General features: G+C 75.1%; 15 protein-coding genes. 8 read left to right on the top strand and 7 right to left on the bottom strand.

Annotated elements, in window-relative coordinates; all coding sequences use genetic code 11:
• Positions 1 to 144: 144 nt before the first annotated feature.
• Entirely contained in the window at positions 145 to 1,329 is a 1,185-nt protein-coding gene (locus tag ACZ3KJ_RS17855; RefSeq protein WP_467527948.1) for a sensor histidine kinase, read from the top strand.
• Positions 1,326 to 1,976, top strand: coding sequence for a response regulator (locus tag ACZ3KJ_RS17850; RefSeq protein WP_467527947.1), 651 nt, complete (start codon positions 1,326 to 1,328; stop codon positions 1,974 to 1,976). The genes ACZ3KJ_RS17855 and ACZ3KJ_RS17850 overlap by 4 nt, the downstream gene beginning before the upstream one ends.
• 179 nt (positions 1,977 to 2,155) lie before the next feature.
• On the opposite strand, the gene ACZ3KJ_RS17845 is transcribed toward ACZ3KJ_RS17850, so the two are convergent.
• Positions 2,156 to 2,722 carry a hypothetical protein gene (locus tag ACZ3KJ_RS17845; protein ID WP_467527946.1) on the bottom strand — a complete coding sequence of 189 codons (567 nt, stop codon included), beginning with the start codon at positions 2,720 to 2,722 and terminating at the stop codon, positions 2,156 to 2,158.
• Positions 2,723 to 2,885: 163 nt separating this feature from the next.
• Here ACZ3KJ_RS17845 and ACZ3KJ_RS17840 point away from each other — a divergent pair, with 163 nt between their 5' ends.
• Both ACZ3KJ_RS17840 and ACZ3KJ_RS17835 read left to right on the top strand, forming a co-directional pair.
• Positions 2,886 to 3,512: a hypothetical protein gene (locus ACZ3KJ_RS17840; protein ID WP_467527944.1), complete on the top strand. Its 627-nt coding sequence runs from the start codon at positions 2,886 to 2,888 to the stop codon at positions 3,510 to 3,512.
• A 129-nt stretch (positions 3,513 to 3,641) separates the two neighbouring features.
• Entirely contained in the window at positions 3,642 to 5,186 is a 1,545-nt protein-coding gene (locus ACZ3KJ_RS17835; RefSeq protein WP_467527942.1) for a subtype B tannase, read from the top strand.
• Here the strand turns inward: ACZ3KJ_RS17835 and ACZ3KJ_RS17830 are convergent.
• The 3 genes from ACZ3KJ_RS17830 to ACZ3KJ_RS17820 all read right to left on the bottom strand — a co-directional run bounded on the left by ACZ3KJ_RS17830 (position 5,131) and on the right by ACZ3KJ_RS17820 (position 8,718).
• The gene (locus ACZ3KJ_RS17830) at positions 5,131 to 6,714 is read right to left on the bottom strand and encodes a PTS transporter subunit EIIC (protein WP_467527940.1); all 1,584 of its coding nucleotides are present in this window, start codon (positions 6,712 to 6,714) and stop codon (positions 5,131 to 5,133) included. The genes ACZ3KJ_RS17835 and ACZ3KJ_RS17830 overlap by 56 nt on opposite strands.
• A gap of 16 nt (positions 6,715 to 6,730) precedes the next feature.
• A complete protein-coding gene (murQ, locus tag ACZ3KJ_RS17825) occupies positions 6,731 to 7,666 on the bottom strand; it encodes an N-acetylmuramic acid 6-phosphate etherase (protein ID WP_467527939.1) in 936 nt (311 codons plus the stop codon).
• Positions 7,667 to 7,821: 155 nt separating this feature from the next.
• The gene (locus tag ACZ3KJ_RS17820) at positions 7,822 to 8,718 is read right to left on the bottom strand and encodes a MurR/RpiR family transcriptional regulator (protein WP_467527937.1); all 897 of its coding nucleotides are present in this window, start codon (positions 8,716 to 8,718) and stop codon (positions 7,822 to 7,824) included.
• Between the two features lie 166 nt (positions 8,719 to 8,884).
• On the opposite strand from ACZ3KJ_RS17820, the gene ACZ3KJ_RS17815 reads away from it, so the two are divergent.
• Complete coding sequence (locus ACZ3KJ_RS17815; RefSeq protein WP_467528080.1) at positions 8,885 to 9,313, top strand: hypothetical protein; 429 nt, start codon at positions 8,885 to 8,887, stop codon at positions 9,311 to 9,313.
• Between the two features lie 7 nt (positions 9,314 to 9,320).
• A complete protein-coding gene (locus ACZ3KJ_RS17810) occupies positions 9,321 to 9,605 on the top strand; it encodes a DUF4031 domain-containing protein (RefSeq protein ID WP_467527936.1) in 285 nt (94 codons plus the stop codon).
• Here ACZ3KJ_RS17810 and ACZ3KJ_RS17805 read toward each other — a convergent pair.
• Together ACZ3KJ_RS17805 and ACZ3KJ_RS17800 are read right to left on the bottom strand one after the other, a co-directional pair.
• Positions 9,595 to 10,356, bottom strand: coding sequence for a hypothetical protein (locus ACZ3KJ_RS17805; protein ID WP_467527934.1), 762 nt, complete (start codon positions 10,354 to 10,356; stop codon positions 9,595 to 9,597). The two genes, ACZ3KJ_RS17810 and ACZ3KJ_RS17805, sit on opposite strands and share 11 nt — an antisense overlap.
• Positions 10,357 to 10,676: 320 nt before the next feature.
• Positions 10,677 to 11,321 carry an HD domain-containing protein gene (locus tag ACZ3KJ_RS17800; RefSeq protein ID WP_467527932.1) on the bottom strand — a complete coding sequence of 215 codons (645 nt, stop codon included), beginning with the start codon at positions 11,319 to 11,321 and terminating at the stop codon, positions 10,677 to 10,679.
• Positions 11,322 to 11,480: 159 nt separating this feature from the next.
• Between ACZ3KJ_RS17800 and ACZ3KJ_RS17795 the strand changes: the two genes are divergently transcribed.
• Complete coding sequence (locus ACZ3KJ_RS17795; protein WP_467527930.1) at positions 11,481 to 12,173, top strand: copper homeostasis protein CutC; 693 nt, start codon at positions 11,481 to 11,483, stop codon at positions 12,171 to 12,173.
• A 519-nt stretch (positions 12,174 to 12,692) separates the two neighbouring features.
• Here the strand turns inward: ACZ3KJ_RS17795 and ACZ3KJ_RS17790 are convergent.
• The gene (locus ACZ3KJ_RS17790; RefSeq protein ID WP_467527928.1) at positions 12,693 to 14,780 is read right to left on the bottom strand and encodes a HelD family protein; all 2,088 of its coding nucleotides are present in this window, start codon (positions 14,778 to 14,780) and stop codon (positions 12,693 to 12,695) included.
• A 240-nt stretch (positions 14,781 to 15,020) separates the two neighbouring features.
• Here ACZ3KJ_RS17790 and ACZ3KJ_RS17785 point away from each other — a divergent pair, with 240 nt between their 5' ends.
• Positions 15,021 to 15,215: a hypothetical protein gene (locus ACZ3KJ_RS17785; RefSeq protein WP_467527926.1), complete on the top strand. Its 195-nt coding sequence runs from the start codon at positions 15,021 to 15,023 to the stop codon at positions 15,213 to 15,215.
• The last annotated feature ends 20 nt before the right edge of the window (positions 15,216 to 15,235 follow it).

The raw sequence follows: 15,235 nt of genomic DNA, 5'->3' as shown, positions 1-15,235 counted from the left end.
TCGGTCGGGGCGAGCGGCGCTGACGTCGTTCAGCCTCCTTCCGGGACCGGGTCCCGCGGATCTCCCGAAAGATCCATTCCTCGGCGGACGGCTATGACTTTCGGCAGAGGGGGCCCGCCGGTGGGCGGGGCTAGGGTGCTCATCATGTTCAGATCACCGCGCGTCGTGGCGGTCGGCCGGTTCGCCGGGGGTGCCCTGCTGCTCTGCGTCCTCGGTGTGGCCCTGCTGATCGACCTGGGCGCCGACACCCTCCGCCATCAGGGGACCGGGGTCCTGCTGCTCCTGTCGACGGCCGCGGCGGCGGCCGGCGCCCTCCCGGCCGTGGGGGTCAGGCTGCCCCCCGCGGTGCTGGCGTGGGGGGCGTGCGGCGTGGCGCTGGTGTCGCTGGTCTGCTCGGCCGGGCTGGGCGTCGTGGCGGCGGGCGGCGGCTCGGTCCTGGACGAGGCCTCCGACACCTACACCCTGTTCGAGCCGGCGGCCCTGATGGTGCTGCTGCATGTGACGGCGCGCCGCGGGTCCCCGGCCGGCACCGCCGTCGCCCTGCCGCTGCTGATGTCCGCCGTCGTCCTGCGTCCGCTGGTGATCGAGGTGGACGAGGGCAGCAGCATCGTCGCGCTCATCCTGACGCTGGTGGCCAGCGGCGCCCTGGCCTCCGGCCTCACCGTGCGTCTGGTCGTCGCCGCCCGCCGGCAGCGCGAGGAGCAGATCAGACTCGAACAGCGCCTCGGCTTCGCCCGCGACCTGCACGACTTCGTCGCCCACCACATATCGGGCATCGTGGTCCAGGCGCAGGGTGCCCGTGCCGTCGCGGCCAGGAAGCCCCAGGCGGTGGGCGACGCCCTGGAGCTGATCGAGACCACCGGTGCGGAGGCGCTGACCGCCATGCGCAGGATGGTCGGCGCCCTGCGCGAGGACACCGTCCCGGACACGCGGGCGCCGGGGACGGCCGCCGTCCGCGCCCTCGTCGCCGACTGCCGGCTGCCCGGGGCCCGGGTCGACCTCACCGAGACCGGCCCGGCCGACAGTCTCCCCGCGGACGCCGCCCACCTCGTGGAACGCGTGGTCATGGAGGCGCTGACGAACATCCGCAAGCACGCCCGCGACTGCACCACCGCGCGGGTGCACCTGGACGTCTCCCGCCGCCGGGTGACCGCGCGGATCACCGACGACGGACACCACCGCCCGTCCGACGGCACCGGCTACGGACTGCGCGGCCTGCGCGAGGTCACCGACGCCGCCGGGGGCACACTGACCGCGGGACCCGGCCCCGAGGCCGGCTGGCACGTCGCACTCGAACTCCCCCTCCCCCTACGGCAGGTGCCCCGATGACCATCCGTGTCCTGCTCGCGGACGACCAGACGATCGTCCGCACCGGCATGGCCATGATCCTCGCGGCCGAGGACGACATCGAGGTCGTCGCCCAGGCGGCCGACGGGGTCGCCGCGATCGAGCAGGCCGACCGGCACCGCCCCGACGTCGTCCTCATGGACATCCGCATGCCGCGGCTGAACGGCATCGAGGCGCTGCGGCACCTGCACCGTCCCGGGGCCGCGCACCTCCCGAAGGTCGTCATGGTGACGACCTTCGACGACGACGAGTACGTCCACCAGGCCCTGCACCACGGTGCCTGCGGCTTCCTCCTCAAGGACGCGGGGCCGCGCCTGCTGGCCGAGGCCGTGCGCTCCGCCGCCTCCGGCGAGGCCCTCATCAGCCCCTCCATCACCGTCCGCCTGCTCCGGCAGTTCGCCCGCCCCGCCGCCGCTGCCGCCCCGGCCCGTCCCTCGCCCCTGTCCCAGCGCGAGACCGAGGTCGCCGTGCTCGTCTCCCGCGGGCACACCAACGCGGAGATCGCCGCCGCCCTGCACATCGGCACGGGCACGGTGAAGACCCATCTCTCCAACATCCAGAGCAAACTCGGTGTCCGCAACCGGGTCGAGACGGCGGCCTGGGCGTGGGAGTCGGGCCTCGCCCGCTGACCGGACCGCCCGTGGCGGCCCCACGGCCCGCCACGGACGGGGCGGGACGGGACGGGAACGGATCGGATCAGATCAGAACGGATCGGACGGCACGGAACGGAATGGATCGGAACGGATCGGATCGGTTCGGTTCGGTGCGGTGCGGTGCGGTGCGGTTCGCGTGATCGCCCGGAGGGGCCTCAGAGGTTCCCCAGCGGCTCGATGTCCACGCGGACCGGGGTGCCCCAGACGCGCAGGACCTCGTAGTCGGTGAACTCGTGCACCAGGCGGTAGGCCATGGCGGGCCGGGAGCCGCGCCGCGCGGCGGCGAGGTACGCCTCGGCCTCGCGCCGGTCGCGGCGGGGCGTGCCGCACAGCTGCCACTCCTGGCCGTTCCACAGCTCCGGCAGCCAGCGCTGCTGGGGCTGGGGGCGGTCGGCGCGGGTGCCGTAGCGGGAGGGGGCGGTCGGGTGCGGGGTCTGCGGGGCGGGGCCGTTGAACTCGGCGCGCCGGGCCGCCCGGCGGCGGGTCTCGCACAGCAGGCACAGGTCGGGGGCGCTCTCGTCGACGGGCCCGTTCGGGTGCTCGGCGCAGCGGGTCGCGGGCGGGGCGCCGCCGGCGCTCTCGTCCAGCAGCTCCAGGGCCCGCCGCAGATCGGCTCTGACCTCGTGCAGCTTGGCGTCGGGGGTGTCCGAGGAGAGGGCCTCGCCGTGCTCACCGAGGAGGCGGAGGGCACGGCCCAGGTGGGTGAGCTGGGCGTGGTTCATGGCGAGCGGCTCCGTTCCCTGCTGCTTTCCGTACGCGTGCGCTTTCCGTACGCGTGCGCTTTCCGCACTCGTGCGCCGGACTGCGATGACACCACCGTCGCACACCGCACCGACAGACCACCCGCGGGCGGGGTCACGGGCGGCGGGTCCTACCGTGTGGCGCATGAGCGCACACGAGACAGTCGCCCCGGACGGCGCACGCCCCGCGGCACCGGCGCCGGCCGCGAGAAGGACCCTTTCTTCCCTCCTGTGGGCCCTCGCCCTCCCCGCCGGTCTGCTGCTCGCCTCCGGTGTCGCGCAGTGGGTGACCGCGGTAGGTGTCGTGCTCGTCCTGGCCGTCGTCGCCGTGGGCGCCTGTCTCGTCGGCGGGAGTTGGCATCGGGCCGGGGCGGCCACGCTCGTGTGCTTCGGGGGGTTCGCGCTGACGCTGTTCGCCGGGCCCGCCGTGTACGAGGGGTACATGAGGACGGTCGGGGAGCCGGTGTCCGCGGTGGTGGTCCGCATCGTCGACCAGGACGTCAAGCGCGGGGCCGACATGGTCTGCACGGTCCGTGAACTCACCGGCGAGCGGCGCACGTTCGAGGTGTCGCAGCAGCAGAACTGCTTCGGGCAGGCGGAGGAGGGGGACCGTGTCGTGCTGCGCGAGGATCCGCTCGGGCTTCTCGACCCGTGGCTGCCGTACGGCTCCGGCGACCGCGGCACCGCCGGCATCACCCTCGCCTGCACCGCCGGCCTGACCCTGCTCGTCGGCGGGGCCACGTTCTACGGGGGGCTGCGCCGCCGCGGCTGACCGCCTCCGGCACGGGTGCGATCACGCCATTTCCTCGCCGGCCCCGCGCAATTGTTGACAGTTTTGGTGACGATTGGCAGTGTCATCGCCGCCGCCGAAGCTGCCCATCGAGAGACGGAAGTGAAGCGAGTGAAGCGCAGAACCGTGGTCATGGGTCTCACCGCCGCCGGGGCCGCCCCCGCCCTCGGGTTCGCCACCGGCGCGCGAGCGGCGAGCGGAAGCGATACGACGGGCGCGACGGGTGCGACGGGCGGGACGGGCGCGGCCGCCGCCGATTCCTCCCTGGTCTTCGACCCGGCCGCCTACACCGAGCAGACCATCGCCATCAAGGACACCACCGGCACCACCCACAGCGTGACCTACCGGTTCCACAAGGTCGCCAGCTACGTGGCCCGGCCGGTGAACGCCGCCTACCAGTCCCTCAACGTCAGCGTGCCGGTCGCCGTCGACGGCACCGCCGTCGACGCCTCCGACGCGCCGATCCTCCTCGCCAACTCGGTCGGCGGCTACATGCCGTCGAGCGTGGCGAACAACACCGGGATCATGGCCTCCGGGATGGGCGGCGGCACCAGCCGGCAGGGGCTCGCGCTCGCCGCCGGGTACGTCGTCGTCGAGCCGGGCGCGCGCGGCCGGACCCTCGTCGACGCCGACGGCGTCTACTACGGCACCGCCCCCGCCGCGATCGTCGACCTCAAGGCGGCCGTGCGGTACCTGAAGTACAACAAGGGCCGGGTGCCCGGTGACGTCGAGCGGATCGTCTCGTCCGGCGTCAGCGCGGGCGGCGCGCTGTCCGCGCTGCTCGGCGCCTCCGGCGACAGCCCGCTCTACGCCCCCTACCTGGAGGAGATCGGCGCGGCCGACGCCTCCGACGCGATCTTCGCCAGCGGCGACTGGTGCCCGATCACCGACCTGGAGCACGCCGACGCCGCCTACGAGTGGAACTGGGGCGCCAACCCGCTGACCTCCGGGGCGCTCGTCGACCAGACGCTGTCGAAGGAGCTGGCGGCCGAGTACACCGGCTACCTCGCCTCCCTCGGGCTGCGTGGCGAGGGCTACGGCCCCCTCACCGTCCGCAACCTCGACGAATACCTCGTCGAGCGGTACCTCCGGCCCTCGGCCACCGCGTTCCTCACGGGCCTGACGGACACCGCCCGCGCCGACTACCTCGCGGCGCACCCCTTCCTCACCTGGTCCGCCGGGAAGGCCTCCTTCACCTGGGCCGGCTTCCTCACCCACGTGGGCGCCCGCAAGAAGAACGCGCCGTCGTTCGACGCCTTCGACCTGAGCAGCCCCGAGAACAACCTCTACGGCACCGGCACCACCCGGGCCCGCCACTTCACCCTCCACAGCCTCCGCCACGAACAGGGGCCCGGCGCCCGGCTGGACGCCGACCTCCCCGAGAAGCTGCGGCTGATGAACCCGATGTACCACCTCGTGGACAAGGTGAACCCGTACCGCGCCCGGCACTGGTGGATCCGCGTCGGCACCAAGGACAGCGACACCTCGCTGTCGGTCGTCGCCAGCCTGGCCACCCGTCTGGAGAACCTCGGCGACGACGTGAACACCTTCTACTACTGGGACGGCGGCCACGGCGCCGACCAGGACCCGGGCGACTTCATCACCTGGATCGCGAAGGTGTCGGGCCACCGGACCCGGTCGGCACGCGGTCGGTGACGCCGAAGACGTACGTCGCGGCGAAGCCGACCGCGTACCCCGTGAGCAGCCCGCCCGCGTAGATGCCGAGCAGTGTCCCCCAGCCCCGGTTCCCGGCCAGCAGGGGGAACAGGGCCCAGCCGGACGGGCCGATGGCCGTCGCGCCGACCCGGTCGCCGAGCATCGCGAAGAACCCGACGAAGGCCCCGCCGGCCGCCCCGCCCGCGCACGCCGTGAGGAAGGGGCGGCCCAGCGGGAGCGAGACGCCGTAGATCAGGGGCTCGCCCACGCCCAGCAGGCCCGCCGGGAGCGCCGACCTGATCGTCGTGCGCAGGGACGTGTCGTGGCGCAGCCGGACGTACACCGCGAGGGACGCGCCGACCTGGCCCGCGCCCGCCATCGCCAGGACCGGCAGCAGCACGGTGTACCCCTGCTGCTCGATCAGGGTGGTGTGCAGGGGGATGAGCGCCTGGTGCAGGCCGAGCATCACCAGCGGCAGGAACAGGCCGCCGAGGACGAACCCGGCGAACGCGCCCGTCGTCGCCAGCAGCCAGTTCGCGGCCGTGCCGACGGCCGAGGAGACCGCGCCGGCCGCGTACATCAGGCCGTAGAGCGTGGCGAGGCCCGCGACCAGGACCGTGAGGGTGGGGGTCAGCAGCACGTCCAGGGCGTCCGGGAACCGCCCCCGGCACCACCGCTCCACGTACGCCGCGAGCAGCGCGGCCGCCAGCGCGCCCAGGACCCCGCCCTGGCCGGGGGCGAGCGTCACCCCGGCCACGGTGACCTTCGCGACCCCCGGATACACGACGATCGCCGCGACCGCGCCGCCGAGCACCGGCGTGCCGCCGAACTCCTTCGCCGTGTTGAGGCCGACGAACACGGCGATCAGCGCCATGAAGCCGGAGGCGACGGCGGCCAGCGCGGGCGTCAGCCACGGCAGCAGGCCGGCGTTCACCAGCAGCCCGTTGACACCCGCCAGGATGCCGCAGCCGATGAGGGCGGGGATGAGCGGCACGAAGACGGCGGCGACGCGGCGCAGCGCCGTCTTGACGGGCGTGGCGTTGCGCCGCCGCCGTTCCGCCTTCAACGCCGCACCCCGCGCGGCCAGTTCCTCCGCGGTCGACGGCCTTCCCGGTGCGGCCGTTTCCTCCACGGCTGACCGGCCTCCCGGTGCCGCCGTTTCCTCCACTGCCGGCCGGCGTCCCGGTGCCGCCGCTGCCTCCGCGGCCGGCCGGCTTCCCGGTGCCGCCGGTTCCTCCGCGGTCGGTCGGCCCACTGGTTCCTCCGCCGTCGGCCGCGCCACCAGCTCCTCGAACGCGGCCGTCACCCGCGTCACCACCCCCGGCCCGAGCACCACCTGGTACGTCCCGTCGGCCACCACCAGACCGAGCACCGCGGGCAGCGCCCGCAGCGCCTCCTCGTCCGCGCGGGACGGGTCGGCCAGGCCCAGCCGCAGCCGGGTCATGCAGTGGGCGACGGACGTGACGTTCGCGGGGCCGCCGACCAGGGGGAGGAGCGCGGCGGCCGTGGCAAGGGGATCGTTGGGCACTCCCCGAGGGTGCGGCTCAGGGCCGCGCCCCGGCGAGCGCGGCACGCAGATGACCGCCGGACTCCTCCAGAAGGCGGGCGGCCGCCGGCCCGTCCACCCCCGCGAGCAGGACCAGGATCGCGGGCTTCACCTCGCCGCCGGTCGCCGCGAGGGCCCGCTCGATCTCGTCGTCGCCCGCGCCCGTCGCCAGGGCGACGATCCGCCGCGAACGGGCGCGCAGCTTCTCGTTGGAGGCGCGGACGTCGACCATCAGGTTCCCGTACGTCTTGCCCAGCCGGATCATCGTGATCGTCGACAGCATGTTCAGCACCAGCTTCTGGGCCGTGCCCGCCTTCAGCCGGGTGGACCCGGTGAGCAGCTCCGGTCCGACGACCACCTCGATGCCGTGCTCGGCGGCCGCCGCCAGCGCGCTGCCCGCGTTGCAGGCCAGCCCGACGGTCAGGGCGCCGCGCGAGCGGGCGTACGCCACGGCGCCGAGCGCGTACGGCGTCCGCCCGGACGCGGAGACGGCGACCACCGTGTCGTCGGCGGTCAGCGCGAGCGCGGCCAGGTCGGCCTCCGCCAGTTCCCGGGAGTCCTCGGCGCCCTCGACCGAGGTGACCATCGCCCGCGGGCCGCCCGCGATCAGCCCGACGACCTGGCCGGGGGCCGTGTTGAAGGTGGGCGGGCACTCGGAGGCGTCCAGCACCCCCAGCCGGCCGGCGGTGCCGGCGCCGGCGTGGACGAGCCGTCCGCCGCGGGCCATGCGCGCGGCGATCGCGTCGACGGCGGCGGCGACGGCCGGCAACTGGCGCGCGACGGCGGCGGGTACGGCGGCGTCCTCGCCGTTCATCAGCCGGGCGATGTCCAGGGTGGGCAGCCGGTCGATCTCGGCGAGGTCCGGGCGGAAGGCCTCGGTGGTGAGGGAGTCGAGCTGGGCGCGGAGGCCGTCGGGGCGGGAGGCGGAGGTCATGGGAAGAGGTTCTCTCCGGTGCGGTGCGGGGTGATCAGGGAGTGGTGCAGCGTGCCCGCGAGGGGCGGGGGGAACCGCGCGACAGGCCGTGACGGACCCGCGGACGCCCCGGACGGTCACTCCTACGGTCCACGGCTCACGGGTGCCGGTGGGGCTCACCGGTGCCGGTGGGCCAGCGCCTCGTAGCTCGCGGCCAGCGAGGGCGCCGCCGTGTCGTAGGTCCGCTGGGCCACTCCCACGAACAGACAGTCCACCACCAGCAGCTGTCCCGTGCGCGACGACATCGCCGCGGGCCGCAGCTCGCTCTCCCGCGCGGTGGACGTCGTCAGCACGTGGTCCGCGTACTGCGCGACCGCCCCGCCCGGCCGCCCGGTGATCGCGACGGTCGTCGCCCCCCGCTCGAACGCCACCCGCAGCGGTTCGACGACGTCCCCGGTCGACCCGGAGTGCGTGACGGCGACGGCGACGTCACCCGCCCGCAGTTGCACGGCGCCGGTGACGGCGAGGTGCGGATCGCCGTGGGCGTGGGCCACCAGCCCGATCCGCAGCAGCTTCTGCACGAGGTCCTGGGCGACCAGCCCGGACGCGCCGACGCCGTAGACGTCGGTGCGGCGGGCGGCGGCCACCGCGTCGGCCACCGCGCCGAGCTGGACGGTGTCCAGGCCGGCGGCGGTGTCGGCGAGGGTCTGCCGCTCGTCGTGGGCGAGTTTGGCGACGACGTCGGCGAGGGGGTCGTCGACGGTGATGTCCGTGGCGATGACGGGCGCCCGCCCGGACTGCTGGTGCGCCGCGAGGCCGGCGAGGGCCAGCCGCAGGTCGCGGTAGCCGGGGTAGCCGAGCAGGCGGGCGGTGCGCACGACGGTGGCCTCGCTGGTGCCGGTGCGCTCGGCGAGGCCGGTGACCGTCAGCGCGGCGCAGCCCGCCGGGTCGCGCGCGACGGCCTCGGCGACGCGCTGCATGGAGCGGGTCAGGGACGGGGTGAGCGTACGGATCTTCGAGGCCAGCGCGGAGGCGGGGGTGCCGCCGAAAACGTCCTTCACGTCCTGCGTCACCCGCGAAACGTATTTTCAGCTCGGTGCAGCGGTCAAGAGTGCGCACAATGGGGACATGGACCCCTCCGGCACACCCTCCGACACGCCCTCCGGCTCACCCTCCGACACGCCCTCCGGCTCACCCTCCGACGTGCCCTCCGGCACGCCGTCCGGCACCCCCGCCGACGTGCCCTCCGGCGCCTCCTCCGACGCGCCGTCCGGGACGCCGTCCCCCACCCCCGTCAGCACCCTGGAACAGGCCTTGCACGCGGCGCGCGCCCTGGTGCTCGCCGACCTGGCCGCGGGCGAGGTGGCGGCGGCGGACGTGGTCTCCCTGGTCGAGGACTCCGTCGCGCAGCGGCGGTGGTGGGTCGGACAGTGGCCGGACGGCGTGGAGTTCGTCGCGGGGCTGGTCGCGCAGGACGTGCAGGACGCGCTGCTGGAGCGGTACGGGCGCTGGCCGCTGTGCCCGGTGTGCGGCTCCGGCGACCCGCACGCCCTCGACGTGGAGCCCGAACTCGGGCCCGATCCGCAGTGGGTGTGCCACAAGGCGGGTGTGCGGGTCGCCGCGGTGGGCGCGCTGGGCTCGGCGACCGGCGGGCGGGCGTCCTCGTGAGGCGCCGGTGACGCTCTACATCGACCCGCCGACCTGGCCGGGGCACGGACGCCTGTGGTCCCACCTCGTGAGCGACGTCTCCTTCGACGAACTGCACGCCTTCGCCGAGCGGTTGGGCGTCCCGCGACGGGCGTTCGAACGTGACCACTACGACCTGCCCGCGCACCGGTACGCCGACGCGGTGGCGGCGGGCGCGGTGGAGGTCGGCAGCCGGGAGGTGGTGCGGCTGCTGACCCGGGCGGGCCTGCGGCGGCGCAAGGGGAAGGGGCGGGCCGGCGGCGTCAGCCGGTGAACACCCGGTCCATCGTGTGCCACCAGGCGACGAGGCTCCCCTGGTCGGGGCCGGTGACCTGGACGAGGGTGGGCCGGTCGTAGTAGCTGCACAGGAAGACGTACTGCCCGGAGGTCGCCAGGTAGCAGACCACGTCGCCCGCGGCCTCGTCGGGACTGTCGTTCTCCGACCAGCTGCCGTACACGTTGGTCTGCGTCTCGCAGTCGCCCATCTGCACCCGCGAGGCGTACTGCTGGAAGACGGCGTCCCGGGCGCTCTTCGTCGCGTACGCCACGACGCTGGCCTTTCCGGTGAGCGCGGCGCCGGTCTCGTCCGTGGTGGTCACCGTGCAGAACAGGGCGGCGTCCGAGCCCGGCCAGAGGGCGCGCGTGCAGCTGTCGCGCGACCACTGGTCGCTGTTGAGCGAGTCGCGCAGGGCGTGCTCGGCGTCGGTGAGGCCGTCCGAGCCGCCGTCCCCCGAGGTGCTCCCGGAGTCGGACGTGCCGCCCGCGTCCGAGGTGCCGCCGGCGTCGGAGGTGCCGCCCGCGTCCGACGTGCCGCCGTCGGTGACGTCGACGGGGCCGGGGCTGTCGCTCGGGTCGGTGTCTCCGCCGGAGCCCGAGTCGCCACCGGAGTCCGTGTCCCCGCCGGAGACGGTGCCGCCCGAGACGGTCCCGCCGCCGCTGCTCGTCGTACCCCCCGAGTCGGCGCCGTCGGACCGCTCCGCGTCGACGTACAGGCCGATCACGGCGAGGACCGTGCTGATCACCACGCCGATGATCGTCCAGCGCACGCTCCGCCGGGCCAGCCGGTGGGGGTCGGGGTCCGGCGGCGGGGGCCGGGCGGGTCCGGTGGCGTGGACGGGCCGTTGTCGCTCATGACGCTCCCCCGCTTCCCCCGGCGTACGCGGTCCGCGCGCGGCGGCGCGGCCGTACGGCATTATCGGAAGCGGGCGGGGGAGCGCGGAGGGGGAAAGCCCGAGGTTGGGCCCCGCCTACGCCAGGTCGAGGCCGCCCGGGCAGCACATTCGCGTAGGCCGTCCGGCCCGCGTCGGCCGTCCGTGCGAGGCGCGTGCGTCACCGCCCGTCCCGGTCAGCGGGTCAGCAGGTCCAGCTCCCCGCGCAGGTTGTAGCGCGCCGTCGCCTCCCACGCGCCCGCGCCGTGCGGGGTGCGGAACAGGCGGGGCAGGTCCAGGAGCCGGCGCAGGATCGCCGCCCGGCCTTCGCGGAAGGCGTCGTTCGGGACGAAGTGGTACTCCTCGCGGACGGCGGCCGTGTACGCGGCGTACGCCGACGGCGGCGCGGCCAGGACCGCCAGGTCGGCGTCGCACAGGACCTGCCCGTCGCGGTCGTCGTCGGCCGGGTCGTGGCCGACGGTGAGCCGGACCAGCCGGGCGACCCGCGCGGTCTTGGCGTCGGACAGGCCGGCCTCGGGCAGGGCGCGTTCGGCCAGCCGCGCCGAACGCTCCTCGTTCTCGGAGCGGTCGGGCAGGTAGACCGCGTCGTGGAACCAGGCGGCCAGCCGGACGACGTCCGGGTCGTCGGCGTACCCGGCCAGGGTGTCGACGTGGTCCAGGACCGCGGTGAGGTGGGTGAGGGTGTGGTAGCGGCGCTGCGGCTCCGCCCACCGGGCGAGGAGGGCGTCGGCGTAGGGGGCGGGGTCCGGGGCGGTGACGGGGGCGCGGGCCGCTTCCAGGGCTCGGGCGAAGCGGGCGCGGAGGGCGTCGGGATCGGCCATGGGGCCATTCTCGCGCGGCCCGGAGCGGGCGTAGGCTTAAATTGGACTAGACCTGCAGAGCCGCCGATGGATGACTACGACCGGCGTACCGCCACGACCGGCGTACGACCACGACGGACGTCCGGCCACGGCGGACGTCCGACTGACGAATGGGGTCCCATGAGCAAGCGTGCAGTCCTGGAGGTGATCGCCCTCGACGTCGAGGACGCGGTCGCCGCCCGGGCCGGAGGCGCGGACCGCCTCGAACTGGTCACCGACATGGCCGCCGACGGTCTCACCCCGCCCGTGGCGACCTTCGCCGCGATCCGCGCCGCCGTCGACGTCGACCTGCGCGTGATGCTGCGGCTGACGGACGGGTTCGCCGCCGGGGACCGGCGGCGGCTGGTCCGGGCCGCGCGGGAGCTGCGGGACGCCGGCGCCGAGGAGTTCGTCCTGGGGTTCCTCGACCCGCAGGGCGGGGTCGACCTGGACGCCGTGGAGTGCCTGGCCGGGGAGCTGGACGGCTGCCGGTGGACCTTCCACCGGGTGATCGACCACGCCGCCGACCGGGACGCCCTGCGCAAGCAGCTCGCCGAGCTCCCCGGACTCGACGCCTACCTCACGGCCGGCTCCGCCGCCGGGGTGGACGACGGCCTCCCCACCCTGCTCGCCGAGGCCCGGCGCGGCGGGGAACCGGGCTACGAGCAGCGCCTCCTGGTCGGCGGCGGCCTGCGCCTGGACCATGTGCCGCGGCTGCGCGCCGCCGGCCTCGACGCCTTCCACATCGGCGGCGCGGCCCGCCCACGAGGCTGGAGCGGACCGGTCTCGGCGGAGTCCGTGGCACGGTGGCGCGGGGTGCTGGACGGGGACTGACCGGGGCGCTGGACGGCGACCGACCGGCCGAGTCCCGCCGGTGCGTCGGCGAGAAGCGCTGAACGGCTCCGGCGGCTCCGGCAGCCCGGACTGCCCGCGCGGCCTGGGCGGTCCGCATGGCCCGTACGGCTGGGATGGCGCGGACGGCCTGGGCGGCCTGGGCGGTCCGGATGGCGCGGACGGCCTGGGTGGCACGGATGGCCCGTACGGCTCGGACGGCCCGGACGGCCCGGACGGCCTGGGCGGTCCGCATGGCCCGGGTGGCCCGGGCTGCCCGCGCGGTCCGGATGGCCCGTACGGCTCGGATGGCCCAGACGGCTTGGGCGGCCCGGACGGCCTGGGCGGTCCGCATGGCCCGGACTGCCCGGCGGCCTGGGCGGTCCGGATGGCGCGGACGGCCTGGGTGGCACGGACGGCCCGGACGGCCCGGACGGCCTGGGCGGTCCGCATGGCCCGGGTGGCCCGGACTGCCCAGGTGGCCTGGACTGCCCGGGCGGCGCCGTCGAGGAAGCAGGGCCCCTAGCCCAGCTGCGCCGGCAGTGGTGCCGTGTGGGTGACGATCAGGCCCGAGACCGCTCGGGTCAGGGAGACGTACAGGCGGCGCAGGCCGGTGCGCTCGTCCGGTTCGCCGTCCACCACGGCACGGGGCTCGTCGAGGACCACGTAGTCGTACTCCAGTCCCTTGGCCAGGGAGGCCGGGACCAGGGTCAGGCGGGTCTCGGCGGTGGTCTCCTCGCCGGGCGCGAGGTACGGCACACCGGCCGCCGTGAGGGCCTCGGCCAGGGCCGGGACGCGGGCGTCGGCGGCGATCAGGCCCGTGGAGCCCTCGTTGCGCAGCGACTCCTCGCAGGCGGCGACGGTGTCGGCGGTGTCCCGGACCGGGCGCACCTCGAAGGAGCCCGGGTTCTCGCGGACCGACGCGACCGGGGTGAGACCCGGTGCGATGTGCGGGAGCAGGCGGGAGGCGTAGGCGATGACGTCCGTGGGGACGCGGAAACCGGCCGTCAGCTCCTCGACCGCCGCCTGCGGCTTGCCGAGGTGCGCCAGCGCCTCCGTCCAGCTGCGGGTCGCCCACGGCGTGGTGCCCTGCGCCAGGTCGCCGAGGACGGTCGCGCTGCCGGTGGAGCAGCGGCGGCCGACGGCCCGGTACTGCATGGGGGACAGGTCCTGCGCCTCGTCCAGCACCACGTGCCCCAGCGAGTGCGTGCGCTCCACCAGGTCCGCCGCCTCGTCGATGAGCACCGCGTCCGCGGCCGACCACCGCGCGGACTTCACCGACCGCACCGGCCGCGCCCACAGGATCGTCTTGCGCTCGTCCTCGGTGAGGATCCCCTCGGCGTGCGCGGCGAGGAAGTCCGCGTCCGTGAGCAGGCGCAGCACCAGCTTCGCCGGGTCCACGGCCGGCCACACCGCCTTCACCGCCGCCTTCACCGCGCTGCTGCGGGCGACGGCGTCCTGCACCCGGTCGTCCGGGGCCTCCCCGGCCCGCTCCATCTGGACCAGCACGGCGTGCGCGATCCGCTGCGGCAGGGCGTCGCGCGCGGCGCCGTAGCGGATGTCCCGGTCGAGCAACTCCCGGACGATGTCCTCCAGTTCGTACGCGGGGACGCGCCAGCGGCGGGAGCCGCGCACCACCACGACCGGCTCCGTGGGCAGCGTGACGTGCGCGTACACGGCCCGGCGGAGCACCTGAGCCATCCGGGCGTCGCCCTTGACGACGGCGGCGGCCGCCTCGTCCGCGCCCCGCACCTCCACGTGCGCCACCAGGTCGTCGACCGTGGCCTGGCGCACCGTCAGCTCGCCGAGCGCGGGCAGCACCTGCTCGATGTAGTGCAGGAAGGACCGGTTCGGTCCGACGACCAGCGTCCCGGTGCGGGCGAGGCGCTCGCGGTGGGCGTAGAGCAGGTACGCCACGCGGTGCAGGCCGACGGCCGTCTTGCCGGTGCCGGGGCCGCCCTGGACGCAGACCGAGCCGGAGAGGCCGGAGCGCACGATCTCGTCCTGCTCGGGCTGGATGGTCGCCACGATGTCGCGCATCGGGCCGACACGCGGCCGCTCGATCTCCCGCTGGAGCAGCTTGCTGGTGGTCGCCTCCTCGGCCGGGTCCGAGAGGTGCTCGTCCTCGTACGCGGTGAGGTCGCCGCCCGTGTACCCGAAGCGGCGGCGCAGCGCGACGTCCAGGGGGTCCTTCCTGGACGCCCGGTAGAACGGCTGCGAGACCGGCGCCCGCCAGTCGATGACCATCGGGTCGCCGTCCGCGTCGTGCACGTGCCGGCGCCCGATGTAGAAGCGTTCGCCCTCCGCGCCCTCGGCCCGGTCGGCGCCGTGGGGGGCCCCCCGCTCGAGCGAAGCCGAGAGTGGGGGAGCGTGCAGGTAGTCGAGCCGGCCGAAGAACAGCGGGGTGTCGCTGAGGTCGGCGAGCGCCTTGACGCGCTCCTGGATCTGGCGCTCCAGGATCTGGGCGTTGACCCAGTTCGCGGTGACGTCGCTGATGTCGAGGGCCTCGACGTCCTCGCGCATGGCGCGCAGCGCGGACCGGGAGGCGCTCAGGTGGGAGCGCTCACGGGCGAGGGGATCGCCGGGGGAGCCGTGGGCGGGCGTGGACAAGGGGGTGCCTCCGGAGGGACCTGCGGGGAAGGGCGCTGCGGGATGCCGTCCGGTTTCCGTCCGGGCGGCGGCACTCCGTGAGGGAGGCGGGCAAGAGCGGAGAGTCTAGGTGAGGGGGCGGAGGGAAGCCAACGGATTTCCGGCCCCGCGACGGTTCCCGTCCCGGGGTGGCTTTCCCGTCCCGGGGTGGCTTTCCCGTCCCGGGGTGGCTTTCCCGTCCCGCGGTTCCACCATGGAGATATGAGTGCAGCGACCATCCACCCGGCCCCCGGCCCGGCCCCCGGTCGCCCGTCCGGGGCGACCCCCCTCTCCGGCGGCGGCCACCGCCACCTCCTCGGCGACGCCCTCCGCGCGCTGAGGGTCTTCGCCGGCGCCGCCTTCGACGTCGTCATCCTCGGCGAGTACGGGGAGGAGGCGGGCGTCCGCCACAGGTGACGCCCGTCGGCCCGCCCGCC

The sequence above is a fragment of the Streptomyces sp. NPDC003248 genome, from assembly GCF_055563235.1.
Note: the sequence above shows the minus strand (reverse complement) of the source record. Positions and strands in the feature narration are given on the sequence as shown.